The organism is Streptomyces sp. NPDC016845, from assembly GCF_044332585.1.
GTDB lineage: Bacteria > Actinomycetota > Actinomycetes > Streptomycetales > Streptomycetaceae > Streptomyces.
In genome coordinates this window covers 1-24,475 of record NZ_JBIRPI010000040.1, presented here as the reverse complement: position 1 = coordinate 24,475, position 24,475 = coordinate 1, and the positions used below count along the sequence as shown (strand labels likewise).

The 24,475-nt window shown below is 70.2% G+C and carries 17 protein-coding genes, 2 pseudogenes, 1 CRISPR repeat array and 1 other annotated feature; of the genes and pseudogenes, 4 read left to right on the top strand and 15 right to left on the bottom strand.

What is annotated here, in order from left to right; genetic code table 11:
- Positions 1 to 3,810: a hypothetical protein gene (locus ACH4RC_RS40560; RefSeq protein WP_398209747.1), complete on the top strand. Its 3,810-nt coding sequence runs from the start codon at positions 1 to 3 to the stop codon at positions 3,808 to 3,810.
- A gap of 978 nt (positions 3,811 to 4,788) precedes the next feature.
- Here ACH4RC_RS40560 and ACH4RC_RS40555 read toward each other — a convergent pair.
- The 4 genes and pseudogenes from ACH4RC_RS40555 to ACH4RC_RS40540 form a co-directional block, all read right to left on the bottom strand.
- The gene (locus ACH4RC_RS40555) at positions 4,789 to 5,115 is read right to left on the bottom strand and encodes an integrase core domain-containing protein (protein WP_398209745.1); all 327 of its coding nucleotides are present in this window, start codon (positions 5,113 to 5,115) and stop codon (positions 4,789 to 4,791) included.
- Positions 5,099 to 6,298: pseudogene (locus tag ACH4RC_RS40550) on the bottom strand (IS30 family transposase). The gene ACH4RC_RS40555 and the pseudogene ACH4RC_RS40550 overlap by 17 nt, the downstream one beginning before the upstream one ends.
- A gap of 89 nt (positions 6,299 to 6,387) precedes the next feature.
- On the bottom strand, positions 6,388 to 7,146 hold the full coding sequence (locus ACH4RC_RS40545) for an IS3 family transposase (RefSeq protein ID WP_398209774.1): 759 nt from the start codon (positions 7,144 to 7,146) through the stop codon (positions 6,388 to 6,390).
- Positions 7,105 to 7,233, bottom strand: a sequence feature (AL1L pseudoknot). (Overlaps the previous gene by 42 nt.)
- Positions 7,194 to 7,511 (bottom strand): transposase, encoded by a 318-nt coding sequence (locus ACH4RC_RS40540; protein ID WP_398209743.1) that lies wholly within the window; start codon positions 7,509 to 7,511, stop codon positions 7,194 to 7,196. (Overlaps the previous feature by 40 nt.)
- A gap of 96 nt (positions 7,512 to 7,607) precedes the next feature.
- On the opposite strand from ACH4RC_RS40540, the gene ACH4RC_RS40535 reads away from it, so the two are divergent.
- On the top strand, positions 7,608 to 8,105 hold the full coding sequence (locus tag ACH4RC_RS40535) for a hypothetical protein (RefSeq protein ID WP_398209741.1): 498 nt from the start codon (positions 7,608 to 7,610) through the stop codon (positions 8,103 to 8,105).
- A 2,784-nt stretch (positions 8,106 to 10,889) separates the two neighbouring features.
- On the opposite strand, the gene ACH4RC_RS40530 is transcribed toward ACH4RC_RS40535, so the two are convergent.
- The 10 genes and pseudogenes from ACH4RC_RS40530 to ACH4RC_RS40485 all read right to left on the bottom strand — a co-directional run.
- Positions 10,890 to 11,774, bottom strand: coding sequence for an IS3 family transposase (locus ACH4RC_RS40530; RefSeq protein WP_398209739.1), 885 nt, complete (start codon positions 11,772 to 11,774; stop codon positions 10,890 to 10,892).
- The gene (locus tag ACH4RC_RS40525) at positions 11,771 to 12,070 is read right to left on the bottom strand and encodes a transposase (protein WP_398209737.1); all 300 of its coding nucleotides are present in this window, start codon (positions 12,068 to 12,070) and stop codon (positions 11,771 to 11,773) included. Before ACH4RC_RS40525 ends, ACH4RC_RS40530 begins: the two co-directional genes overlap by 4 nt.
- 268 nt (positions 12,071 to 12,338) lie before the next feature.
- The gene (locus tag ACH4RC_RS40520) at positions 12,339 to 12,644 is read right to left on the bottom strand and encodes a MazG nucleotide pyrophosphohydrolase domain-containing protein (RefSeq protein WP_398209735.1); all 306 of its coding nucleotides are present in this window, start codon (positions 12,642 to 12,644) and stop codon (positions 12,339 to 12,341) included.
- A 108-nt stretch (positions 12,645 to 12,752) separates the two neighbouring features.
- Positions 12,753 to 13,238: a hypothetical protein gene (locus tag ACH4RC_RS40515; protein WP_398209733.1), complete on the bottom strand. Its 486-nt coding sequence runs from the start codon at positions 13,236 to 13,238 to the stop codon at positions 12,753 to 12,755.
- Positions 13,223 to 14,164: a nucleoside 2-deoxyribosyltransferase gene (locus tag ACH4RC_RS40510; RefSeq protein WP_398209732.1), complete on the bottom strand. Its 942-nt coding sequence runs from the start codon at positions 14,162 to 14,164 to the stop codon at positions 13,223 to 13,225. The genes ACH4RC_RS40515 and ACH4RC_RS40510 overlap by 16 nt, the downstream gene beginning before the upstream one ends.
- A gap of 20 nt (positions 14,165 to 14,184) precedes the next feature.
- Positions 14,185 to 15,012 carry a PfkB family carbohydrate kinase gene (locus tag ACH4RC_RS40505; RefSeq protein WP_398209731.1) on the bottom strand — a complete coding sequence of 276 codons (828 nt, stop codon included), beginning with the start codon at positions 15,010 to 15,012 and terminating at the stop codon, positions 14,185 to 14,187.
- 19 nt (positions 15,013 to 15,031) lie between these two features.
- Positions 15,032 to 15,832 (bottom strand): hypothetical protein, encoded by an 801-nt coding sequence (locus tag ACH4RC_RS40500; protein WP_398209729.1) that lies wholly within the window; start codon positions 15,830 to 15,832, stop codon positions 15,032 to 15,034.
- Between the two features lie 5 nt (positions 15,833 to 15,837).
- On the bottom strand, positions 15,838 to 16,515 hold the full coding sequence (locus ACH4RC_RS40495; protein ID WP_398209727.1) for a hypothetical protein: 678 nt from the start codon (positions 16,513 to 16,515) through the stop codon (positions 15,838 to 15,840).
- On the bottom strand, positions 16,505 to 18,025 hold the full coding sequence (locus tag ACH4RC_RS40490) for a radical SAM protein (RefSeq protein ID WP_398209726.1): 1,521 nt from the start codon (positions 18,023 to 18,025) through the stop codon (positions 16,505 to 16,507). The genes ACH4RC_RS40495 and ACH4RC_RS40490 overlap by 11 nt, the downstream gene beginning before the upstream one ends.
- A 238-nt stretch (positions 18,026 to 18,263) precedes the next feature.
- Positions 18,264 to 20,027 (bottom strand): annotated as a pseudogene (locus ACH4RC_RS40485) (CRISPR-associated endonuclease Cas3''); the annotation flags it as partial.
- 151 nt (positions 20,028 to 20,178) lie between these two features.
- Positions 20,179 to 20,940: a CRISPR direct-repeat array (repeat unit 29 nt; unit sequence CTGCTCCCCGCACCCGCGGGGATGGTCCC).
- A 549-nt stretch (positions 20,941 to 21,489) separates the two neighbouring features.
- Here ACH4RC_RS40485 and ACH4RC_RS40480 point away from each other — a divergent pair.
- Both ACH4RC_RS40480 and ACH4RC_RS40475 read left to right on the top strand, forming a co-directional pair.
- Positions 21,490 to 22,026 (top strand): hypothetical protein, encoded by a 537-nt coding sequence (locus ACH4RC_RS40480; RefSeq protein WP_398209725.1) that lies wholly within the window; start codon positions 21,490 to 21,492, stop codon positions 22,024 to 22,026.
- Positions 22,027 to 22,093: 67 nt separating this feature from the next.
- Positions 22,094 to 23,629 (top strand): ISKra4 family transposase, encoded by a 1,536-nt coding sequence (locus ACH4RC_RS40475; protein WP_398209724.1) that lies wholly within the window; start codon positions 22,094 to 22,096, stop codon positions 23,627 to 23,629.
- A gap of 37 nt (positions 23,630 to 23,666) precedes the next feature.
- Here the strand turns inward: ACH4RC_RS40475 and ACH4RC_RS40470 are convergent, their stop codons facing one another.
- Positions 23,667 to 24,140 carry a hypothetical protein gene (locus tag ACH4RC_RS40470; RefSeq protein WP_398209723.1) on the bottom strand — a complete coding sequence of 158 codons (474 nt, stop codon included), beginning with the start codon at positions 24,138 to 24,140 and terminating at the stop codon, positions 23,667 to 23,669.
- Positions 24,141 to 24,475 lie beyond the last annotated feature (335 nt).

Here is a 24,475-nt window from a genome sequence, read left to right as displayed (position 1 = left end):
ATGAGCGACCTGAAGGCGCTGTACCAGGCAGCGGGTGGCGGCAGCAGGAGCCTCACCTACACGATCCTGGTCCGCGAGGCCGCGGCCTCCGGATACACCATGGGCAAGTCCAGTCTCACGGCCTGGATGAACACGGACCCTTCGAAGGCGTACCCCCCGACCGAAGAGCGCCACGTCGAGTACGTGTTGAAGAAGCTCATCCCCGACCTGCAGGCACGAGCCGTTCGCCGGTCGCCGCGCTTCACCTCGATCCCGGAGGGGCCCTGGGCTGCCCGGTTAGGAGCCGCGCAGAGAGTCAGCCAGAGCGGCCAAGGCGGTCGCGGAAGCCGGGTGGGCGCAGCCTCAAAGGGTCGTCTGCTGCGCGGTGCCTCCCAGGTCCTGCTGGATGTCCTGCCGGTCGACTTCGTGGGACGCGAGGAAGAACTGGACAGCCTGGAGCACTTCGTTACGGCGCCCGAAGGCTCGCCCAACTACCTGTGGTGGCAGGCCGGGCCCTGGGCCGGTAAGACGGCGCTGCTGTCCTGGTTTGCCGCCCGCTGCCTGCCCGCCGGAGTCGACGTCGCGCACTACTTCATCGCCGGTCGTCTGGGCACCGACCACCGGGACGGCTTCGTCCGCACCGTCAGCAACCAGCTGGCTGCTGCGGCCGACGGCAAACGGCCCCGGCCCAGCGACCTGCAGCAACCGAACCTCGGCCCGCTCTACGAAGCAGCAGCCCAGGCCTGCGCAGCGCGTCATCGCCGCCTCATCCTCATCGTCGACGGACTCGACGAAGACGCCGACGCCGGTTCCGATGCGACCGGGATCGCCGGGCTCCTGCCCAAGAACCCGCCCGCCGACATGCGCGTCATCGTCACCGGACGGCCCCACCCGCGCCCGCCCCAGAAGTTGGCGACGGACCACCCCCTGCGCGACCCTGCCATCGTCCGGCCACTGGCCGACTCCCCCGCCGCGCGCATCATCCGCGATGCCGCCCTGACCGAGTTACGGACTCTGCTGACCGACCCCGCCGGACAACACCTGCTGGGCCTGCTGGTCACGGCGCGCGGCGCCCTCACCGGCGCGGACCTCGCCGAACTCGCCGAGATCACACCCTTGGAGGTGCGCGACAAACTGTTCGGTGTCACCGGCCGTTCCTTGGCCCCCACCCGCACCGATTTGCTGCCCCTGGAGGTGCGCACCGAGGCAGAAGCGGAAGCGGGACGCCAGACCTTCGTGCTCGCCCACCAAGAACTCCATGTCGCCGCGTATGAGGCACTCGGCCGGCCGTTCCGTACCGCCTGTGTCACTGCCCTGCACAACTGGGCCCGCCAGTACGAGGACGAGGGCTGGCCCGACGACACCCCGAACTACCTGCTCACCGGCTACGCCCGCCTCCTGCAGGCGGAGGGCGACACCGAACGGCTCACCGCCCTGGCTCTCGACGCACGCCGCCAACTTCTGCTCGTAGAGCGCGCCGGGGCGGACGTCGCCCTGCGCCACCTCGACTGGGCCGCATCCGCATCCGTCCCCACGAACTCGGTGTCGGCGCTGGGCACGGCCGCGGCGCTCGCCGCCTCCCGGGACATGCTGCTGCCCCACGTACGACCGCTGCCCCCGGCGGCGGCGCAGACCATCGCCCGGCTCGGCGACGCCCCCCGGGCCCGCGCCCTGACCAGTGCTGCCGGGAGCGCCGCCGACAAGGCACTGAACCTGGCCGGCGTGGCACGCGTCCTGCACACCACGGGTGACACGCAGGCGGTTGCGACGGCCCGGGAAGCAGCCACGTGGGCGCAGCAGGCGCTGCGCGAGGCGGGCCGATTCGGCGCCGGGGTCGACGAGGCGGAAAGCGCCGCCGGGCAGACGGCCCTCGCCCTGCTGAAAACAGCCCTGGCGAACGACGGTGGTACGCGGGAGCAGAGCATGCCTCGCCGACGGCCGGCAGAGTACTGGAACAAGCCCGCCGCCCCGGGCCGTGCTGCGCGCGAAGACCGCGAGCGCCGGGGTCTTCTCGAGGAGGGCCTGGCGCTGCTGCGCTGCACCCGCGGGATGGGAACAGCGCGCCTGGAAGCCTGGGCGCAGGCCGCCCGTCTCCTGGCAGCGGACCACCCCGAGCGGGCCGACGAACTCCTGAACACCCTGGAAGAACAAGCCGAACACCTCGCTTGCGAGGAGCCAGCCGAAACAGACGCCGCAACCTGCGCGATCCAGCTCTGGCGCACGGCAGCCGGCGCGGCCCCCGACCGCGCAGGCCGCCTCATCGACCGCATCCTGGCCCACGCGCACGAGGTCTTCACCGACGCGCCCACCCTGGAAAACGTCTCCATCCTCGCACTCGCCGCCCGCTATGCCGCGCCCCTCCGGCCCGAGCCGGCTGCACGCCTCGTGACCACCGCCTGCCGCCACCTCGAACACGTCCTGGGCCCGGCCGCTGACCCCCTGACACCGGCCGATGCCTTCCACCTCGAATTCGGCTTCCCCCACACCCTCGCCCTCCTCGTCGAGGCGCTCCACGCCGTCGGCGCACCGCCCGAGCAGAGCACCCGCGTGCGGCACCTCGCCGACCGCCACCTGCCGGCGGAGCCGCACGAGCACGCGGAGCACCCCGCCCCGAGCGGGGAGGAGTGTCCTGCGGAAGCCGTCGAGCTCACCGAGGAGGCCTACCGGCTGGCCGAGGCGGCTCGCGGGGATGAGGCCGAGCAGCGACTGGAGCAGGCGCTGGCGCTCATGCCCGCCAGCATCCCCGGCGGCGGCCGCAGCCCCGGCTGGCTCCCCGACCTGGCAGCCGCCCTCGTCCGCACCGACCCCGCCACAAACACCCAGCCCCTCACCGACCTGGCCCGGCACCCCACCGACCGCGCCCGCATCCACGCCGCTCTCGCCCTGGCCTACAGCGACACCCACCAGCCCGCCCTCGCACGCCGCCACGCCCACCAAGCCGCCCACGCCGCCACCAACAGCCCCAACTGGCCGCACGCGGCACAGGCACTGGCCGGCGCCGGCGAGGCACAGGCCGCCATCCGCCTCATCGAACAACACCCACACCCCCGCGGCGCCGCCGCACGAGCCGCCTGGCGCACCACCGACCGCACAGCACGCATCGCCGTCGCCACCGAACTCGCCCCCCACGCCCCCGAACAAGCAGGAACCCTGCTCTGGCCCCTCCTCGAACGCCTCCACGCCACCAGCCGCACCATCCGCAGCACCGGCCTGCTGTCCTCACTGGCCGAACTCCTGCCCGCCGCCAACCACCTACCACCCGCCCCCAGACAGCTCCTTGAGACGCTGCTGGAACAAGCCCGCGACCAGACCTCCCGCCACAGCCCCCACTCCTGGCTCCCCGAAGACGTCCTCGTCCACGCACTCCTGCGCCTCAAGGGCGGCGACCACCCCGACCTCCAACTCGCCTGGCTGACCCGCGACCTCGCCAGCCGCGGACCCGCACACTTCCCCACCCCCGCCCTCGCCGTCCTCCACGCAGCCCTCGGCGACACCCACACCGCCCTCCACACAGCACAACAACCCACCAACCCACTCCAACGCGCCGCCGCCCTCACCGCAGTCGCAGCCCACCACGCCCACCTTCCGGTCCGCCCCGACCCCACCGGACACAGCCACTACACACGTGCCATCCAGCACCTGGCACACACCGCCACAACCCTGCCCCCCAACCACCAAGCAGCCGCCCAAGCCCTCCACCACGCCCTGACCACCCCCGCCTGGCACCACACCATCCACCCCCTGCACAAACTCGCCCCCGAAACACTCACCACCATCCGCAACATCACCATCACCCACCTCCACACACCACCCACACCACAACACCACTGAACCGAGAGGCGAGGTCGACACCGTGCGCCCGGACGCGCCTGTCCCGGCTGCTCCCACGCCCGCGAGAATGGTCTCGACACTGGCGTGTTCCACGTCCCGCTCCAGGTCTGCCTCCCGCGTGTCCGGTCGACTACTCCCCGCACGAGCGGGGATGGTTCCGATGCGGACCGCACCGTCTACGCGCCGAATCTCTGCTCCCCGCACCCGCGGGGATGGTCCCGACGGCAGCACCTGGACGCTGTTCGCCGTCGTCTGCTCCCCGCACGCGCGGGGATGGACCCTCGCCCCGGGCGTACCGCGTGAGGAACCTGAGCTGCTCCCCGCCCCCGTGGGGGTGGTCCCCGTCACCCGGGCGCATCGTGCAGTGCCAACTCTTGGTCCCCGCACGCGCGGGGATGGTCCCGATCGACACCTCCACGTCGACGTGAAGCCTCCCCTGCTCCCCGCACGCGCGGGGATGGTCCCAAGGGCGACCAGGTCGCCAAGTCCCTGCCTGCTCCCCGCACGCGCAGGGATGGTCCCAAGGGCGACCAGGTCGCCAAGTCCCTGCCTGCTCCCCGCACGCGCAGGGATGGTCCTGCGACGGGGCAATTGGGGGCCGTGCTGACGTCCTGCTCCCCGCACGCGCGGGTATGGTCCCCGGTAGGCACCGGACTCCAGCTCCGTGCTGTGCTGCTCCCCGCACCCGCGGGGATGGTCCCTCCTCGTAGAGGCGGGCTGGGACGGTGACGTTCTGCTCCCCGCACGCGCAGGGATGGTCCCTGGCAGCGCTCCCGCCTCACGACGAAGCTCGGCTGCTCCCCGCAAGCGCGGGGATGGTCCCGAGGCCGATTCCGTGCACCCCGTCGCGATGTACTGCTCCTCGCACGCGCAGGGATGGTCCCGCGGCCGTCCACGTCGAGCTCGGGACAGCCGCCTGCTCTCCACACGCGCGGGGATGGTCCCGTCTGTCAAGCACCGGGTTCTGTGGAGAGTGGGTTAGCTGGTTTGGAGTGACGCAGGGGGTTCGGTCGCGTAGTGGGCGGCCTCGTGCTCGGCGGGGGTGATGTGTCCGAGTTCGCCGTGCAGGCGTCGCTGGTTGAACCAGTCGATGTACTCGGCGACCGCGATCTCGACGTCGTGGATGGACGTCCACGGCCCCTTGTTGCGGATCAGCTCGGCCTTGAAGAGGCTGTTGAACGCCTCGGCCAGGGCATTGTCATACGAGTCGCCTTTGGATCCGACCGAGGCCACGGCTGCCTCGTCGGCGAGGCGTTCGGTGTAGCGGATGGCACGATATTGGGCGAGTTCAACCAGTCGTTGCAACACCGGGCTGTGACAACGAGCGTAACTGCTCTTCGAAGACCTCGGTCGGCGTTCGCCAACCGAGGACCTTGCGAGGCCGGTTGTTGATCGCTAGGGCGACCGCTTCGAGGCCCGTGGACGACCAACGGGAGAGATCAGTGCCCTTCGGGAAGTACTGACGCAGCAGACCGTTCGTGTTCTCGTTTGTCGGTCGTTGCCAGGGCGAGTGCGGATCGGCGAAGAACACTGTCGTCCCGATGTCGAGAGCGAACTGGGCATGGCCGGAGAGTTCCTTCCCGCGATCCCAGGTGAGAGTCTTGCGCAGCTGCCCGGGCAGCCGGGTCATCGACATCGTGAGCGCCGAATTCATCGCGATCGCACCGTAGCCGCCGAGCGAGGCGCCGTTCTTCACCGGTGGAATCTCGCCCCAGCCCTTGAGCCGGGGCAGGTGCACCAAGAGCGTGGAGCGGCTGCTGCGCTCGACCAGCGTGCCGATCGCGGAGCGGCCCGTCCCGATGATCAAATCGCCTTCCCAGTGTCCGGGGACCGCGCGGTCCCCGGCTTCGGCGGGGCGTTCGCTCAGGACGACGTCCGCGGTGACATGCCCCTGCGGCTTGTTCTGCGACCGAGCCCGGGGAGACCGCAGTGCACGGCCGGTACGCAGACACGTGACCAGTTCTCGCTTGAGCGCGCCACGGCCCTCGATGAACAGCGCCTGGTAGATCGCTTCGTGGCTGATGCGCATGGACTCATCATCGGGGAAGTCGATAGGGAGCCGGTGCGAGATCTGCTCCGGGCTCCATGCCGTCGCCCATCTTCTGTCCTGCCGGTGCGGCTTGTTCAGCCCTTTCCACGCGGGCGTTTGTGGCCCGGTGACGATGGTGCCGTCGGACCGGCGGACACTGCCGGCGAGCCGGTACTGCACGTATGCACGCAACGGGTCGTTACCTGCGAGTTTTGCAGTCTTCGGGCGCTTTGCGGCCTGCTGTGCTTTCCACTGCGCGACCACGGCCCGGTAGACCGGTTTGCCATTTCGGGTCGCGGCGTTGCGGCGCAGCTCGCGTGAGACCGTGCCCGCGTCGCGGCCGATCCTGCGGGCGATCTCGCGCACACCGAGCTCCTAAACGCGCATCAGCGCGATCTCCTCGCGCTCGGCGAACGACAAATAGCGGCCGGTGGGCTCGTCCAGGCTGATCGGCGGCATTCCGCCAGCGTGACGGAACCACCGGATCCCGACCGGTGCCGACACGCCGACCCCCTCGGCCGCCTGGACCGTTGTGATCCCGGACGCGATCAGGCGCCAGAACTTCCGCTGCACAGCGCGCGACGGCTCCGGACGTCCGGGCGAGCGCATGGGCGCCCGCATCGCTCTATCCGCGGCCCACTGCCGTCGCGCCCCGGCCGGAGCCTGCGGCATTGACTTCCTCGGTCGTTCCATCCAACACCTCCACGATCAAGGTGTTGCGACGACCGGTTGAATTCGCCTTGGACTCCGCGGTCGGAGTGATGGGTGAGGCCGGCCAGGTCGGCGCCGGTGCGCCGGCGGCGCCAGATCGCCATCTCCAGCGCGTGAAGGGCGAGGTCGGTGTAGAGGCTGGTGGCGACCTGCCAGCCGACAACCATGCGGGAGAACACGTCGATGACGAAGGCCGCGTAGACCCAGCCGGAGAATGTTCTGATGTAGGTGATGTCTGCGACCCACAGCTGGTTGGGGGCAGTGGCGGTGAACTGCCGCTCGACCAGGTCGGCCGGACGGCCGGTCTCGGGCGCGGGCCGGGTGGTGCGTGGGCTCTTGGCCCGGATCACCCCGCGAAGTCCCGCCTGCCGCATGAGGCGTTCGACCGTGCAGCGGGCCACCCGGATGCCGCCGCGGACCAGGGCGGCATGAACCTTGCGGGCCCCGTAGACGCCGTAGTTGTCGGTATGGATCTGGCGTATGAGTTCGGTGAGTTGCTCATCGCGCAGACTGCGGGCCGAGGGCGGGCGGGAGTGGGCGGCGTAGTAGGTGCTCGGCGCGATCGGCGCGTCCGTCTGGGCGAGGACGTCGCAGATCGGCTGGACGCCGAACGTCTCCTTGTACTGGTCGATGTAGGCGACCTTCAGCGCAGTGGACGGTCCAGCTCCGCAGCGAAGAAAGCCGAGGCGGACTTCAATATCGCGTTCGCCCGCCGCAGTTCCTTCACCTCCCGCTCCAGCTCCGCGATCCGGGCGGCCTCCGCACTGGTGGTCCCGGCGACGGTGCCCTCGTCGATCTCGGCCCGCTTCACCCAGCCCCGCAAAACCTCGGGATGTACGTCCAGCTGGTCGGCGATGCGCTTGATCGCACCGGCCCGGCCGGCCGGGTCCTTGCGGGCCTCGACGGCCAGACGCGTCGCGCGTTCACGCAGTTCGTCAGGGTACTTACGGGGAGCAGCCATGATCGGCATCCTTCCGGGTCTTGATGATCTCCATCAAACCCGGGTCGATTCACCCGTACTGTTTGGACTCATCGCCCATGCGCCACACTCCCCGGTATGACGAGCTTTCAGCAAAGGAAGGACATCGGCGACGCGCACGAACAGTGCGTCGCACGGGAGTTGGGTAAGCGTGGGTGGACCGTCGACGAGTGGGGCCAGGGCGTGCTGAGCCCAGCGGCGCGTGCCGCGCTGCGCCGCAGCAACAGCTTCCTGCGCTGGACCCCCGACCTCATCGCCGCCCGCGGCCCGCACCTGTTCATGATCGACTGCAAGAGCCGGATGACCAGCCGGGCCCCCGGCCGGCATGCGGTCGAGGCGGCAGCCGTCACCGCCCACCTGCAACTCGCGGCCTGGACCGGAATGCCGGTCTGCTACGTGTTCGACAATCTGGACGTCCTCACCCCGCTCGACGTCCTCATGACAGGCGGCCGCGGCCCCCGCTCGGCCCGCGGCTCCGGAAGCCCCTATCACCTCGTGCCCGTGCAGCACGCCCTGGACTTCGACACCGTCTTCGGCGAAGTATCCGGCGATGCCCAGCGACTGCCCGCAGCCTGACAGATCGGCGCATGGAGGCAACATCTGACCAGCAGAACCGAAACGATTCTGGGACGGTGCACCGCCTCAATCCGTTTCCACGGTCTTGAATGTCACGCCCTGGCGAAGGAGTCTGGGCAGCCAGCCGTACTTCCTCGTCATTCCCTTCTGCCGGGAGTAACCATCTGGCCGGGACAGGATGACCTGCCCGCACACGCGGGGGTGGTCCCGCGTTCCGTGACGCGGTCGACATGGGCACCGCCTGCTCCCCGCACGCGCGGGGATGGTCCCTGCACGGGGATGTGGAGGCAGAACCCGAAGCTCTGCTCCCCGCACGCGCGGGGATGGTCCCGACGGATCGGCGAGCGTCACGGTGCAGGTGCGCTGTTCCCCGCACGCGCGGGGATGGTCCCCGTCCGCTTCCGCTGCGTCGCTGACCAGTGCGCTGCTCCCCGCACGCGTGGGGATGGTCCCGCCCTGGACGTCGTAGTCGTCGAGAGAGGGAAGCTGCTCCTCGCACGCGCGGGGATGGTCCCGGCAGGTACTTGCGGATGCCGCCTGGGATGCCCTGCTCCCCGCACGCGCGGGGGTGGTCCCGCCAAGTGGCCGCCCGGCCCGACCAGCTGGTCCTGCCTTCCGCACGCGCGGGGATGATCCCCAGTCCAGGCCGTCCTTGGTGTAGCCCACGGTCTACTCCCCGCACGCGCGGAAATGATCCCGCGCCGAGGGATCTGAAGCTGGCCGTCGTCGACTGCTCCCCGCACGCACGGAGATGGTCCCGCCTCGCGGTGGCTGATGAGCCGGCTCGACCCCTGCTCCCCGCACCCGCGGGGATGGTCCCGCCATCGCGGCGGCGGACGGTACGGTCGGCTGCTCCCCGAACCCGCGGGAATGGCCCCTTGGCGACGTAGATTTCGCCGCCGGCGTCGCCCGGCTCCCCGCACCCGCGAGGATGGCCCCAGGCCCGGCGGATACGCGAGAGGCGGCATCGTCTGCTCCCCGCACCCGCGGGGACGGTCCCCGGTTTCACCATTCAGTGCTGCCGGTCGACCACTGCTCCCTGCACGCGCGGGGATGGTCCCGGCTGCGGCCGGGAGGGCTCGGGCGCAGTCGTCTGCTCCCCGGCACGCTCGGGGATGGTCCCCGGGACGCGGTTGCTGTGACACCGCAGACGCACTGCTCCCCGCACCCGCGGGGATGGTCCCCTGAGCTACGCCAAGCTGGCCGCACGCTGCATCTGCTCCCGCACGCGCGAAGATGGTCCGAACCTGGCGCACGCCCGAAAGATCCGGGCCGTCTGCTCCCCGCACGCGCGGGGATGGTCCCAGACCGGAGACGGCGGCGCCGAGCAGGGTGCCCTGCTCCCCGTACGCGCAGGGATGGTCCCGACGCCCAGCGGCAGGGCCTGGGCGGAATGATCTGCTCCCCGCACGCGCAGGGATGGTCCCGTCTGCATGATGGGCGGCTGAACCTCGTAGTGCTGCTCCCCGCACGCACGCGCGGGGATGGTCCCGCTGCTGAGATCATGCGCGAGATTGAAGAGTGCTGCTCCCCGCAGACGCGGGGATGGTCCCATGGCGGCCAGAGACTCCGGTGCGGCCCCGGCCTGCTCCCCGCACACGCGGGGATGGTCCCCCGACCGACGGGCTGGCCGCAATCGGCTACTCCTGCTCCCCGCACGCGCGGGGATGGTCCCGTCTGTCGCCGTCTTGAGGTACAAGGGGGTACTTGCTCCACGCACGCGCGTGGATGGTCCCATGTCCTCAACGGTGTAAGGCGTCTCGACACCCTGTTCCCCGCACGCGCGGGGATGGTCCCGAGTGAAGGTCCGCCCCAACCTTGGCCGGTGGCTGCTCCCCGCACGCGCGGGGATGGTCCCGCCTACGACTCCCGCAAGGGCACCGCCATGAACCGCTGTCCGCACGCGCGGGGATGGTCCCATCGCTGCCATCGCTAAGCCCGAGGGGCTCGGCTGCTGCCCGCACCCGCGGGGATGGTCCCATGGCGTCGTTGAGGGCCTGGCCGGGCGTGGTCTGCTCCCCCACCCGTGGGGATGGTCCCGCGGAGGGGCGGACGTGGGCGAAGTACGGGCTCTGCTCCCCGCACGCGCGGGGATGGTCCCCTGACTTGAATACGGCGCTGCGCCTCTCGGTCCTGCTCCACGCGCACGCGAGGATGGTCCCACCCGAGGCGTACGCGGCATCGACCCGAAGACCTGTTCCCCGCGCCCGCGAGGATGATCCCCTCACCGGCCCCGAGTACACCGGCCCGGTCGACTGCTCCCCGTGCATGCGCGGATGATCCCTCGGTGACGCCGGGACACAGCTTCCAGTTCGGCTGCTCCCCGCACGCGCAGACATGGTCCCTTGGAGACCTAGATTTCGCCGTCGGCGTCGTGCTGCTCCCCGCACGCGCGGGGATGGTCCCGCTGCCCTCCGTGCCCGTCTGGCCGCCCCGGACTGCTCCCCGCACCCGCGGGGATGGTCCCGCGCCACCGAGGCGCAGCTCCGCGCCACCTTCCTGCTCCCCGCACGCGCGGGGATGGTCCCTACGGTGCTCCGGTCGATAATCCGGACGGGTGCTGTTCCCCGCACGCAACGCGGGGATGGTTCCTTCGACTCCCTCACCGCGGCGTACGATTCGATCTGCTTCCGCACGCGCGGGGATGATCCCATGCTGCCCAACCGGCTGCACCCCGGCTCACCCTGCTCCCCGTACGCACGGAGACGATCCCAAGTACGGCGGGTACGCATCCGCGGGTGACCCCTGCTCTGGAGTTTCCCCGTGATCTCGGACACGTGATCGTTATGCCGCGAGGGTGTGTTGATGCCGCTGCCTTGTCTCGGCCGGAGTGAGGTAGCCGAAGGTCCGGTGCTTGCGCAGGCGGCGGTTGTAGAAGGTTTCGATGAAGGAGAAGACCTCGGCTCGGGCGGTGGCCCGGTTGGGCCAGGTACGGGTGCCGATTTCCTCCTTGAGCAGGGCCCAGAAGCTCTCCGCGGCAGCGTTGTCGAAGCACGATCCGGTGCGTCCGCAGCTCTGCCTCAGGCCCAACTCTCCTATTTTGCGCCGGAATTGAGCCGAGGTGTATTCACTGCCGCGATCACTGTGGATCACGCAGCCGGGCTCCAGTTGGCCCCGGCCGTGGGCCATGTCCAGGGCGTCGACGACGAGGCCGGCGCGGTGATGGTTGGCCATGGCATAGCCGACGACCTCGCGGGTGGCCAGGTCCAGCCAGCAGGCGAGGTAGAGCCAGCCCTCGGCGGTGGGCAGGCAGGTGATGTCGCCGACCAGCCGGGTCCCGGGCCGCTCGGCGTGGAAATCGCGGCCGATCAGGTCCGGGGCCGGCTTCGCCTTCGCGTCCGGCCGGGTCAGCGAGCGCCTTTTGCGCCGGGTGACGCCGCGGATGGCGCGTTCACGCATCACCCGGGCGACGCGCTTGCGGTTCACCCGTAGGCCCAGGCGGCGCAGTTCGGCGTGGATGCGCGGGACACCGTAGGTGTGGCGGGAGGCGGTGTGCACCACGGTGATCTCGTGGGCGAGCGCGTCGTCGGCGGCCTGCCGGGCACGGCGGGCGGCCTCGCCCTCGCGCCAGGCGTAGTAGGAGGAGCGGGCGACATTCAGCACCCGGCACAGCAAGACGATCGGGTACGTCGCCTTCTCCGCATGGATCAACCGGTAGAGCTCGCTCACCGGTCGTTCTCCTTCACGAAGAAGGCCGTCGCTTTTTTCAGGATTTCGATCGTCTGCTGCTGTTCACAGACCTCCTTGCGCAGCCGCTTGAGCTCCTCGCGCTCGGCGCTGGTCAGCTCACCGCTCTCGCCCCCGCCCCGGTCCGCCTTCGCCCGGCGGTACCAGCCGCGCAGGGATTCCGAGCTGATGCCAAGCTCCCGGGCGACGGCGGTAACCGTCTTGCCCGAGGAGTCGACGAGCGCGATCGCGTCACGCTTGAACTCCTCGGTGTACCGCTTCGTGTATTTGCTTCCCACCTGGTGCTACTTCCTCTGGAACCTCAAGATCCCAGTCTCCAGGTGTCCACGATCAAGGGGAAGCTCCACCCAGGGCCTTGCCCATCTCCTCGGCCTTGGTGCCCTGCTCCCCGCACCCGCGGGGATGGTCCCCCTCAAGCAGCGCCCGCTTCGTCGCGTCCTTCTGCTCCCCGCACGCGCGGGGATAGTCCCAAGCCCGGCGGCTACGCGACAGGCGGCATCGTCTGCTTTCCCCGCAGCCCCTGTCTCACCGCAGACGGATCGTGATCTATTCCTCCCCAGTTCGTACAAGGGCGCCGTTGGCCCCTGGAGCGTAGGTGCGACGCACGTTCTTCGCGATCTTGTTGGCAACTTCCTGGTCCAGGTTCACGCCCTGCATCTGGGCAAGCGCCACCAGGTACAGGAAGACGTCGGCGAGCTCCTCGCCGTGATCGGGGAGTTGCTTGCGCCAGGCGGTAAAGGCCTCGCCGATCTCTGCGGTCAAAAGTCCGAATTCCATGGCGACGTCCGTGGTGTTGAAGCCTTTGCTGAGCTTGTTCTCCCAGGCGAGCTTCTGGGCCTCGGCGATGTCCACGGTGGTCCCCTTGGCAGTGTGATCCGTTGTTTCGGGGAACCCTAGCGAGGCTCAGGGGGCTGATGGGTGAAAACCACGCGAGGTTCAGCCGGTGAAACGGCCGCCGCTTTATGCGGTGTCGTACGTCAGGACAGGCACGTGGCGGGCCAGGACATGGAAGACGCGCTGATAGGCGTCGGCAAGCTCCTTGATCGCCTCCAGGTCGGGGGCTCGGCCGTCGCGCGCCGAGAGTCGGCTTCGCACAGTGCCGGCGGGGGCGGTGAGGTGCAGGAAGATTCCGTCGCGGGCGGTGACGAGTTGAGCGAGGTCGAGGGCCTGGCTCCAGGTAAGGCGGGAGTAGCCGCGGTAGAGGGGGCCGTAGACAAGTTCGCTGAGGAAGCCTCGGTCCAAGACCAGTGGGCCCGGGCGGGCCAGGAGGTCGCGGTAGCGGCTGGTCAGGTTCTGGTGGTTGGGGGTCTGGGGCGAGTGGATGGCGGTGAAGCCGTACTGGGTGACGAGAAGGTGGGCCAGGGTGCTTTTGCCCACTCCATCACCGCCTTCGATCACGATGGTTCGGTGGCCGGTGATCTCCTCAAGGGTCACCTGCCGATCCACGTGGTCACCTCTTCCGTGCTGCGCAGTATGGCGTCCACACCGTATTGGATCATCAGGTTGCGGCAGTTGGGCTCACGGCCGGCGGCGTGCGTGTAGCTGCTGCGCGATAGGTAGGCGGCTGCCGGCCTGCCTATCGCACAGGCCGCGCCGATCAGGAGGGCAGCGCCGGGCGGGGTCTCGGGGCCGGAGGCGTCGACGAGGATGCGGGCGGAGGCGAGAGCGGCGGTCCAGTCGCGCCGCGCGGCGGTGAGGGGATCGGGGGCCTCGAACCGGGTCTGGCTGATAGTCGTCACATGCGGGTTGCGGGTAAGGACGGACAGGGGGTGGTGCGGCGGGACATACGGGGAGGGTTCGGTGTACACCGTGTTGCTGCTTGGGCTGGGGGCGGGCGTGTCGGCCGCGGGTGCGGGAAGTTGCAGGGTGGCGTCGACGCAGGCGTCGATGGCCTGCCGCGCCTGGGCCTGGTTGCGGCGGGCGAAGTCGGCGAAGCGGCTGGTTCCTGACGGCTCGGTGGTCGCGGAGAGCCGGGGGAGGCGGACGGTGCGGGTGGCGAGGGCGTCCAGGAGCGGGTCGGGGAAATCGGTGCGGGGGCCGTCGGGGGCGGTGGAGTAGTCCTGGAAGTCGGTGGTCAGCAGGATCACGGGTACGCCGCGGGCGGCTGCGTAGCCGATCTCCATGCAGACGCCGTCGTCCGGGCTGGGGCCGTGGACGATGGCGATGAGGGCGCGGATGCGGCGCAACCGGTCGCGGTCGAGTTCGAAGAGCCGGCGGCCTTTGACGTCGGCGACGAGGTTTTCCTCGTCGGTGTCGCAGAAGGGGAGGAAGACGTGGTCTTCGCCGAGCTTGCGGGCGAGGTGGTGGGCCAGCTGGGCGGCGAGGGCGCGGTCGTGGGCGGCGAAGAGACGGTGGGCGACGTAGTAGGACACGGGCGGCCTCCTGCTGCGGGTCAGGACGGGGCGCTGCGTGGGGCGGGGAGGGTCAGCGGCGTGTGGGCGATGTGGTGGCTGGCGGCCTGGACGGCGTGGGTCAGGGCTGCGGGCGGAGGGACGCCGCGGGTGCGGTGGGCGAGGTAGGTGCCGGCCAGGGTGTCGCCGGCGCCGGTGATTTGCCGGACGGTGGGCTGAACGGGTGGGGTGACGGGCGGCAGGGCCCGGCCGTTGAGCACGGCCCGGGCGGGGCGGGGGCCGTCGCTGATGACGATTTCCCGGCAGGAGCGGGGGGCGGCGTGCAGGGTGAGGACGGTGTGCTCTTCGGCGTTGACGAAGATGGTGGTGGCCTGGTGGAGCCAGGGTGCGGCGGCGGGGATGAGTTGCGGGGCGCTGGGGAGGTGGAAGTCCAGGCTGAAAGGACAGCCGCGTGCGGCCAGTGCCGGCAGTACGGCGGCGACGTGGAGGGGGTGGCGGCAGCTGATGTGGAAGGCGGCCTGGGGGTGGCGGTCGATCAGGTGTAGGGCGTGGCCCGTGAGGTGCTCGGCTGCGCCATAGGCGGTGTCGACGGCGGTGACGGTGTCTGCCGTGTCGTAGTGGATGGTGAACGCGGCCGAGGGCTGTGGTGCGTGGTGGAGGAGGGTCCAGTCCAGCGCGGGCAGGCGTGGGTCGTGGGGCAGGCGGGCCAGGTCGCGGCCGAGGACGGCTCCTGGGGCGACCGGGAGTCCGGTGCGGGCGGCCGCGACGGCCAGGTGGAGGGCGGCGCCGCCGAGCTGGCGCACCGGCTGATGGCCGGGGCGGTGGATGTGGTCGAGGGAGATGTTGCCGATCACGATGGTGCGCTGCATCGCTCGGTCTCCCTTTCGGTCAGGTCCGGGTGTGTGCGCAGTCGGTGAGGGCGGGGCAGGTCGGGCGGCGGGGGCACAGACGTGCGGGCGGCCGGTTGAGGTAGAGGCGCTTGAAGTAGATGAGCGTCAGGTGGGTCCACCAGGTCGGGGCCGTCTGGCTGGGGAGGGTGATGTTCTGGTCGGCGGTCAGGGTGCGCAGGGCGTCGGTGTGGGTGGCGACGGCGTGTTCGAGCAGAAGGCGCAGGTGTTCGTGGGCGACGGGGCCTGCGGGGAGGGTGAAGCCGAGGGCGGGGGCAAGTTTGGTGACCATGCCGGAGTCGACGGGGATGATGCCGCAGTGGTAGCCGCGGGCGTACAGGGCGGCGCACTGGGCGACCTTGTAGGAGGCCCCGCGCACGTCGCGGGTGAAGGCAGCGATGAACGTCTGTGTGTTCCAGGCGGCCGGGTCGGTGCCGTCCTTGTCCCAGCGGTCCAGGGTGTCGGCCAGTGAGTACAGGTAGGTCAGGCGGGTGGCGGTCAGGCCGAGCGGGGCGACCAGGTCGCGTGCCTGGTCGTCGTCGAGGTCGGTGAGGGCGTCGAAGCCGAGGGTGGTTGCGCGGGCAAGGACGGCTCGGTAGGTGTCGATCATGCGGTAGTTGATCCGGGTGGACCAGCCGGCGGCGAGCATCCGCAGGCGCGGGTCAGTGATGGTGGGCGGCCACCAGCGGTTGTGGTCGTGGTTGGCTTCTACCTCGGCCGTCACGTCGGCGAGGGCGGCGGCCCGGGTGACGAGGGTCAGGACGCGGTTGTCGGTGCGTCTGTGGGGGGTGGTGGGGGTCATGGTCGTCATAGTGCTCCTGCGGGGGCGGGCGGGAGGGTGGCGAGGGCGCGGTTGGAGGAGAGCACGGGAATGGGCAGTCTGGCCTGCAGGGCGGTGGCGGCGGTCAGGGTGCGCCAGCCGGTGCATGACAGTACGAGCGCGTCGGCCGCGGCCAGCGCGGCCGGTGGCAGGCTGGCGCACAGGTCGAGGATCTGCTTCGGGCTGATGTGCGGGTAGCCGTCGTCGAGGCCGAGGCTGGCCTGGGCCAGCACGTCGATTCCGTGTTCGCCCAGCGCCGTGGCCTCGGCGCGGGTGATGGGCTGCGGGTAGGGCGTGGCCAGCACGATGCGGGCCAGCCGGTGCCGGTGCAGGAGGGCGGTGAGGGCGTCGAAGGCGGTGATCACGCCCGGCGGCAGTGCGGGCCCTCCGGTGAACCCGGCGGAGGTGCAGGCCAGCACGGTGGTGTCCAGCGGCAGATGGTGCATCGAGTCGAGGGCGTCGGTGGTGGCGGCCCGCAGCCCGTGCCAGAACGAGTTGTCGACGGCGGTGGTGCGGGAGGCCGGCACGAGCCGAGCGTAGTGGAAGACGACGCCCGGCTCGCCGAGTCGGGGCAGTTCCTCCTCGACCGCCTGATTGGCCCACGGCAGCAAAACGCCCACGTGCCGCAGGCCCGGCTGTGCGGCGGCGACCGGGTCAGCGGGCACGGTGGGTGCCGTAGATGACGCGGGGGGCGTAGCCGGTGACGGTGATGTCGGCCGGCGTTCCCACCGGGACAGTGGCGCCCTGGTCGATGATCTGGATCGCGTAGGAGCCAAGGCGGCGGAACCAGGTGCCGCGCTCGTCGACGAAGTAGGCGTGGACACCGGGGATGTTCAGACCGGCCGGGTAGACGCGTTGTTTCATCGGCCGGTCCCAGATCTGGTCGATGTCGGCCTTCCATGTCTCGAAGTGCGCCGCGGACGGCAGCTCCTGCGGGCTGGTGGCTTCTTCGGCGAGCGGGGTGCCGGGGAAGGCGCGGGCCACACGCACGTTGGTGCGGTGGCACATCAGCCCGGCGTCATAAATCCGCCGCAGGGCGTTGAGGTTGGCCAGGTGCGTGGCGTGGGTCTCGCCGGGCAGGCCGTAGATGAGGTTGAGGCCGGGCAGCAGCTTCGGCAGCCCGCCCGTACCGCGCCCGCCCCCAGCCTCATTCACGTGTTCGACGGCGCGCAGCAGGATCTCCTCGGTGCATGTGAGGGTGTTGCGCTCGATCACGGCCGGGTCGAACGACTCGATGCCCATGGGCGCGCAATTGCCCTCGGTGCACAGGTCGGCGACCGCGGCCGCGATCCGTTTACCGACCGGTGCGGCCACCGCGAGGGGATCGGCGTTGTCGATGTGCAGCATCTGCAAGTCCGGGCACCGCTCCCGTATCCCTTCCAGCAAGGCCCGGATCGCTCCTTCACTGCGGCCCTGGTAGGAGAAGAAGCAAGTCTGCTGGCCGAGGCGGAAATGCCGCACCCCCGCGACATACAGCTGGACGGTCTCGGCCAGGACGTCGTCGACGCTGCGGTGGGCGACCACCGGTGACTTGGCGGGCTCGTTGCAGAAACGGCAGAACGCCTTGCGGGTACAGCCGCGGTACAACTCCAGCTCGGCCACCGGTGGCCACGGCATCTGTTCGATCAGCCCAGCGAACGAGGAGCGGTCCGCCTCCAACTGTTCGTACGGCGCAGGAGAGCGGCTGCCCAGGGCGAGGGCGGACGAGGTGACGGTGTGAGTGTGGACCGCATCGAACAACCCGGCCCAGGAGGCCGGCTCCGACAGTGCCCAGGTGGCCATGGGGCCGAGCAGGTACCGGCGCCCGCGCACGCAGGCCAGGGCGCGGGCAATGTCGTCCTGCGAGCCGTTGACCGCGTGCAGGTGCACCGAGGGCACCTTGTCCCCCGCCACCACGATCACCGCCTCGGCGTCCCGCAGCAGCTCCACCGCTTTGTCCCGGTTGACGGTGGCCGAGTACGTCCAGCGATCGCTCAGCGGCGCCTTCACAGTGGGACGGCCGCCCGCCAGGCACCAGCGGACATCGTCGATCGTCACGTATCTGACGTCCGCGGCGGGCCGGGCCCGGCGCAGCGTCGCGTACGCCTGCCGCACATAGGCGGACAGGTACGGTGGGACACCCAGGCCACTGGGCTCGACGGTGTAACAGTCCAAGATCACCAAAGGAGCGGTCACCGGAACTCCTCTCGTCCACCGACACGTCGGGGCGGGCTGTGCGCTCCAGCGCGGACGGCCCACTGCGTCTCACGGATCAAAAGCTCACGACCGCAGGCCAGCGCTCGCCGCCAATAACGAACAGCAAAGGTGCCCAACACCTCTTCTCTGCGGTCACGTTCGCCTTCGCTGGAAGGTTCATTCAAGCGCGGCCCGGGCGGTCCAGGAAGGGGGGACGGATGCAGTCCCGCGTGGTTGCGGATTGCGCCACCGTCACCGCCGTCTCGCCGAACCGCGCGCGCAGCACCCGGGCGGTCTTCAGCACCCGCCTGACCGTGTTGCGGACCACCAGCCCGCAGCCGCCGCCCCCTCCTGCTCCAGCCGGTCGGCGAGTACGTCCAGGTCGTCGGCGAGGTGCTCCACGTGCACGTCCGTGCCCCGGCCCGACGGCTCCGGGCACCGCACCAGCGGGGCGCCGTCCGGCGGGCAGCGTCGCCGACAGCACGACCACCGGCACCCGGTAGGCACCCAGCCAGCCCAGCACCCGGTCCAGATACACACTCATGTAGGTGTCGTAGGCGTGCGCCTCGTCGATCACGATCACCTTGCCCGCCACCGCCAGGTGACGCAGCGCCAGATGCCGGCTCTTCAGCCCCGCGAACAGCAGCTGGTCGATGGTGCCCGCGACGAACGAGGCCAGCATCGCCCGCTTGCGGCCCCGCAATCACGCATGCGCCACCACCTCCCCCGCGCCGTCCCCGGCACCGCCCGGCCGCCGCAGCGGCCCGGCGTCGGCGTCCACCTCGACAGCGGCGATGTGCCCACTGCGGGCCAGCAGCGGCGCGAACTCCTCGTTCAACGCCGCCTTGGAATGCGCCAGATGCACCGAGAAGCGTGCCTGGTCCGCGCCGGGAAGCTGTTTGATCCACTCCAGCAGGCGTGGCCACATCGCGTTGCCGGTGGCCATCGTCGGCAGTGCGAAGAACACCCCGCCCGCGCCCGAACGCGCCGCGAACACCTCCGCCACCGCCAGCGCCGCCTCCGTCTTCCCCTCCCCCATCGGCGCCTCCACGATCATCAGCCCCGGCTCCGTCATCTCCCGGGCCAGCTCCCCCGCGGCCGCCTGCACCGGCCGCACCACCGCACCCTGGGGCAGACGGAACCGGGAGGTAAACAGCTCCTGCACCGGCCCGGCCGGCTCCGACGCCGCCCACGGGGCCGGCAGGTCCAGCCCCCGCCAGGCCGCCGCCAGCCGCTGCTCCCCGCTCTGCGCCGCGGCCCCGGGAAAGTAGGGGAACAGTTCCGGGTTGCTCGCGATCCAGTCCGCGACGATCACCACCGACATCAGCAGCACCTGCGCCGGCTGCGGCAGCCTGACCCCCCGCCACCCGGCCAGCCGCTTCCCCACCCCGAAGTACTCCGCGCATCCATCCAGCAGCTCCGTCTGCACCCGCCGCCACAACCCACAACTTGCACCCGGCGTCCGCAGCAACTCCTCCCGGTCGAACAACGCCGTGACCTGCCCCGGCTCCGGCGGCACCCCGTGATGCCCGCCCACCACCATCGCGAACTGCCCCGCCTGCCGCACCGGCCAGCCACACCGCTCCTGCAGCCACTCCCCCAGCAACACCTGACCCGCCAGCCCATGCGGAGCCAGCCGCCGATCGGCTTCCATCGCCTGCTGCGAGCGCATCTGCAAGCCCTCAGCCCGCATCGCATTCGCCAACAACTCCACCTGACAGGCAAACGCCGGCGTGGCCTTACCGATGTCATGCACCGCCGCCAGCCACACCACCAACGCCCGCCCGTCCGCCTCGCCCTCCGGCAAAGCAGCAGCGATCACCCGACGCACACTCGCCGGCAACCACTCATCCCACAACAGCCCCGCAACCGCGGCAGCGTCCTCCATATGCCGCCACAACGGCAACCAGCCAGCACTATCCCGGTCATGCTTCGCCCACACCGACCGCGCCGCCCCACCCAGCCGCGACAGCAGCGTCTGTCCGGCACCCCCACCGATCATGCACAGTGACTATCACGACAACCCCACCCAGCACACCAGAACGAACAAACACACCCCACCCTGACCCGCCACACCCCGACCTGGCCTGCCCACAGCACCACTAAGCTGCGAAACCCCAGCCCCCGCCGCTTGAACCCGCAGCTCACACAGTCTGCTCCCCGCACCCGCAGGGATGGTCCCCTGTCGGCCGTCGATTCTGGGAGGCCGACCATCTGCTCCCCGCACCCGCGAGGATGGTCCCGTCGAGGAGTTCGAGCGCGAGGCCAAGGACCGCTGCTCACCGCACCCGCGGGGATGGTCCCGACGACGGACCGCCCCGCAGCAACCGGGGCGGCTGCTCCCCGCACCGGCGGGGATGGTCCCCTGAACGATGCGCCGAGGCTGGCGGCGGTGGTCTGCTCCCCGCACCCGCGGGGATGGTCCCATGCGCGGCACCGCCGCCGGGCTCACGGCGGGCTGCTCCCCGCACGCGCGAGGATGGTCCCGAATGCGGGCGGTAGCGTTTGTCGCTGTTGGGCTGCTCCCCGCACCCGCGAGGATGGTCCCACGGGCGGTGAAGCGCTCATCCCGCTCGGAGCCTGCTCCCCGCACCCGCGGGGATGGTCCCGCCAAGGTCCCCATGCACCTGTACCTGCACGGCTGCTCCCCGCACCCGCGGGGAATGGTCCCTGGCTGTGCGGGATGCCCCACTGGTGGCACAGCTGCTCTCCGCACCCGTGGGGATGGTCCCCCGGGCGTCTGGATCCAGGCACAGCCCGGCGTCTGCTCCCCGCGCCCGCGGAAATGATCCCGCGGGCGCGGCGCAGGCGACGCCACCGCCGTCCTGCTCCCCGCACACGCTGGGATGGCCCCGGGGCCTCGCCCGCGGGGTCCTCGTTCTCGTCCTGCTCCCCGCGCATGCGGGGATGGTCCCTCCTGCGCCTGTCCCAGGCGGCGGCCCGCTGCTGCTCCTTTACCTGCACGTCGGACTCGCGCCCTGCTCCCCGCACATGCAGGGATGCTCCCTACCGCAAGGCGGTCTGCAAGTGCGAGCCGACCTGCTCCCCGCACGCACGGGGATGGTCCCATCGCCGACGCCTACGCCGCCCGCGATGGCGGCTGCTTCCCGCACGCGTGGGGATGATCCCTACCTCGTTCAAATCAGCGACTGACGTCTCGACCGCTGTCCGCACACGCGGGATGGCCCCGGTGCGACGTGTTGAGCGACACTGACGTGCAGATGCTCCCCGCACCCGCAGAGATGGTCCCTTAATCGCGATGATGGCGGCGGCGATCGAGAGCCGCTCCCTGCACGCGCGGGGATGGTCCCAACGTGGCGGGCCGCACGGCTGCGGCTAAGGCCCCTACATGGCCAATGCCTTGGGGTGCGGCTCTTTTGAAGTGACGCGTTGATCTGGGGAAGCACCGTTTGGCGTGTGCTCGCCGCTGACCGTCTCTACCGTGGTGGTGGAGGGGGTGTCGGATGGGATCGCTGTTTGAGGAGTTGGAGGCCCGGGAGGACGCTGCCCGGGTGCGGGTGGAAGAGCTTGAGGGTGAACTCGCTCTTGTATCAGAGCAGTTGGGGCAGGCCCGGGAGGGACTGGAGCGGTTGCGGGTCACGAGGGAGACGGTGGCCGAGGTGATGGCTGAGATGGCAGTGGGTGCGGACGCGGAGCCGGAGGCCGAGACACCGGAAGGTGGTCAGGTGTCGTCGCCGTACGCGGGTGCGGAACGGCGGGTGGTGGGGGTCCTGGCTGTGCCGAAGTGGCAGCCGGGCATGGATGCGAAGGTGCTGCCGCGGGTTTACCAGGACATTCTGGAGGTGGTCGCGGACGCTCCGGGGCCGGTGCGGGCCAAGCAGATCGTTCCGCGGATCGGGTTGCCCGCGCAGGTCGGGAAGATCGAGGGCACCCGCTCGAAGCTGAAGCGGCTGGTCGAGCGGGGCTGGCTGGACGAAGACGAGCCGGGGCTGTTCACGCCGGCCCGTGGCCGGGCGGAAACCTCGTCCAACTCCGGGTAGAGGCGGGGCCCTTCTCTCTACAGTCGAAGGTGCCACCCAATCGACCCAGCACGAGAAGAGCCCCGGGATGGAACCGTATGCCTCTCACACGGGCGCTGACCTGTTTGGCCGCTCGGTCAGTGCCTTCGAATCGCTAATACGCACCCTGTCAGGCGGACCTGCCACCTCATGGACCCACGCCGCACTCGAAGAACACCTGGAACAGGCGGGCCGGGAGTTACTGCGGCAGCTATTCCAGGACCATCTGGACCTGCGGGCCCGCACGGAGAAAGAAGCAGTACGTTCGGGTCTGTATCTGGCGGTGTCCGGCCCGGACGGGCGACCGCGTCCGTGGCGGGAGACGGGTCACGGACGCTGGCTGGCCTGCCTGTTCGGGCTCGTGCGCGTGGAACGGGTGGCCCACCGGGGCCCCGGAATGGCCAACGTCCATCCGGCGGATGCCGCTCTGTCGCTGCCCGCGGGACGGCACTCGATGGGACTTCGACGGCTCGCGGCGGTGGAGGCGGTGCGGGGCTCGTTCGACCAGGCCCAGCAATCGATCGAGCGCCGCTGCGGGAAAGTGGTGGGCAAACGACGACTCGCACAGCTCGTCGTGGACGCGGCCGTCGACCTCGCCGCCTACTACTCGGTGAAGATTCCCACCCCGTGCACCTGCGAGATGCCGCTGGTCATCCAGGTCGACGGAAAGGGTGTGGTGATGCGGCCCGAGGCCTTGCGCGAGGCCACCCGCCGGGCTGCCGCCAAGACGGCGGCTGCCGGGCGGCGCGGACGCCTGGCCCCGGGCGAGAAACCCAATCGCAAGCGGATGGCGACCGTGGCCTGCGTCTTCGACACCGTTCCCGCCCCGCGACGGCCGCACGACATCATCCATCCGCCCGGCGGACGCACCGATACCCGGCCGGCGAGGCCGGGCCCGAAGGCACTGCGGAAATGGTGCACCGCCTCCGTGATCCGCACTCCGGAGCAGGTCGTCGCCGATGCCTTCGACCAGGCGCAGGCCCGCGACCCGCAGCATCTGCGGGACTGGGTCGTGCTCGTCGACGGCGCCCGCCACCAACTCGACCTGATCCATATCGAAGCAGCCCGCCGGGATGTCCGCGTGCACGTCCTGCTCGACTTCGTGCACGTCGCGGAGTACTGCTGGACCGCGGCCCATGCTTTTCATCCGCCCGGCAGTCGCGAGGCCGAGACCTGGGCCGCGGACAAGCTCACCGCGATCCTCGCCGGCCAGGCCGAGCGAGCCGCCGCCGAGATGAGCGCGCAGGCCACAGCCGCACAGCTTCCCGCCGCCCGCCGCGAAGCGGCCACCACCTGCCACCGATACCTCACCGGCCACCTCGATCAACTCCACTACGACACCGCCCTGAAGGCGGGCTGGCCGATCGCCACCGGTGCCATTGAGGGAGCCTGCCGGCATCTGATCGCCGACCGCCTCGACATCACCGGCGCCCGCTGGGGACTCGAGGGCGCCGAAGCCGTCCTCCAACTTCGCGCGCTGATCACGAACGGCGACTTCGATGACTACTGGCGCTTTCATGCCGGTCGCGAACATGAGCGGCTCTACCCCACTGCCGACCAGCAGGAATATGACCTCACCGCTTGACCAAACCGCTCTGCTGTGACGACGTGTCCTATGGAGGTCAGCCTGGGGAAGGGCCGTCGTAGTAGCCGGGCCGGGCAAGCAGCACCGAGCTGAAGTAGTAGCCCTGCTCGTCCTCCGGGTCATCGTCGGCTTCGAAAGGGCGCCAGAAGCTGAGCAACAGGTCTCGCGCGACGAAGGACGCGGGATCGTCGTCGTCGGGTTCGATAGCGGTGATCTCGGCCATGCGGCTCACGACCTCACGGGCCGGCAGGCCGAAGACATCGATACCGCGGAAGAGCACGACGTCCGAAGAGGTAGACGGACGTCCCAGCTCAACGGATTCCAGACGTTCGCGCATGCACCCGATGCTGATCATCAGGCCGCTCGGCCGGAAGATGTGCTGCCCCGCCCGATCGGCCGCGGCGAGCTCCCCCATGTCACGCAGGGACTCCAGCGCGCTGTTCGCGGCCTCGCGCGACATGCCGATCTGCAGAGAACCGATGCCTATCGGCGGGATCAACTCGAAGTTCATGCGCGCATGCTGTCACGGCGAGCCTTCAAGATCTTCCCTCAGGAAGAGCTACACCCAATGCCTTGTACGACAGCGGGGTCTGCTCCCCGCACCCGCGGGGATGGTCCCAGCTTCCAGCGTGCCCACCGCCCGAAGATCTGCTGCTCCCTGCAACCGCGGGGATGGTCCCGGTCGCGGCCGCGGTCATGTTTCCTACACACTCTGCTCCCCGCACCCGCGGGGATGGTCCCCACCGGGTCATCAGTGGACGTTAAGTCCCTTTTTCTAGGGTTCGATGTCGCTCGTGTGTGTGATTGCCGGTCCGTCCGGGTGGTGCTGTCCTGTCGGCATGGAGC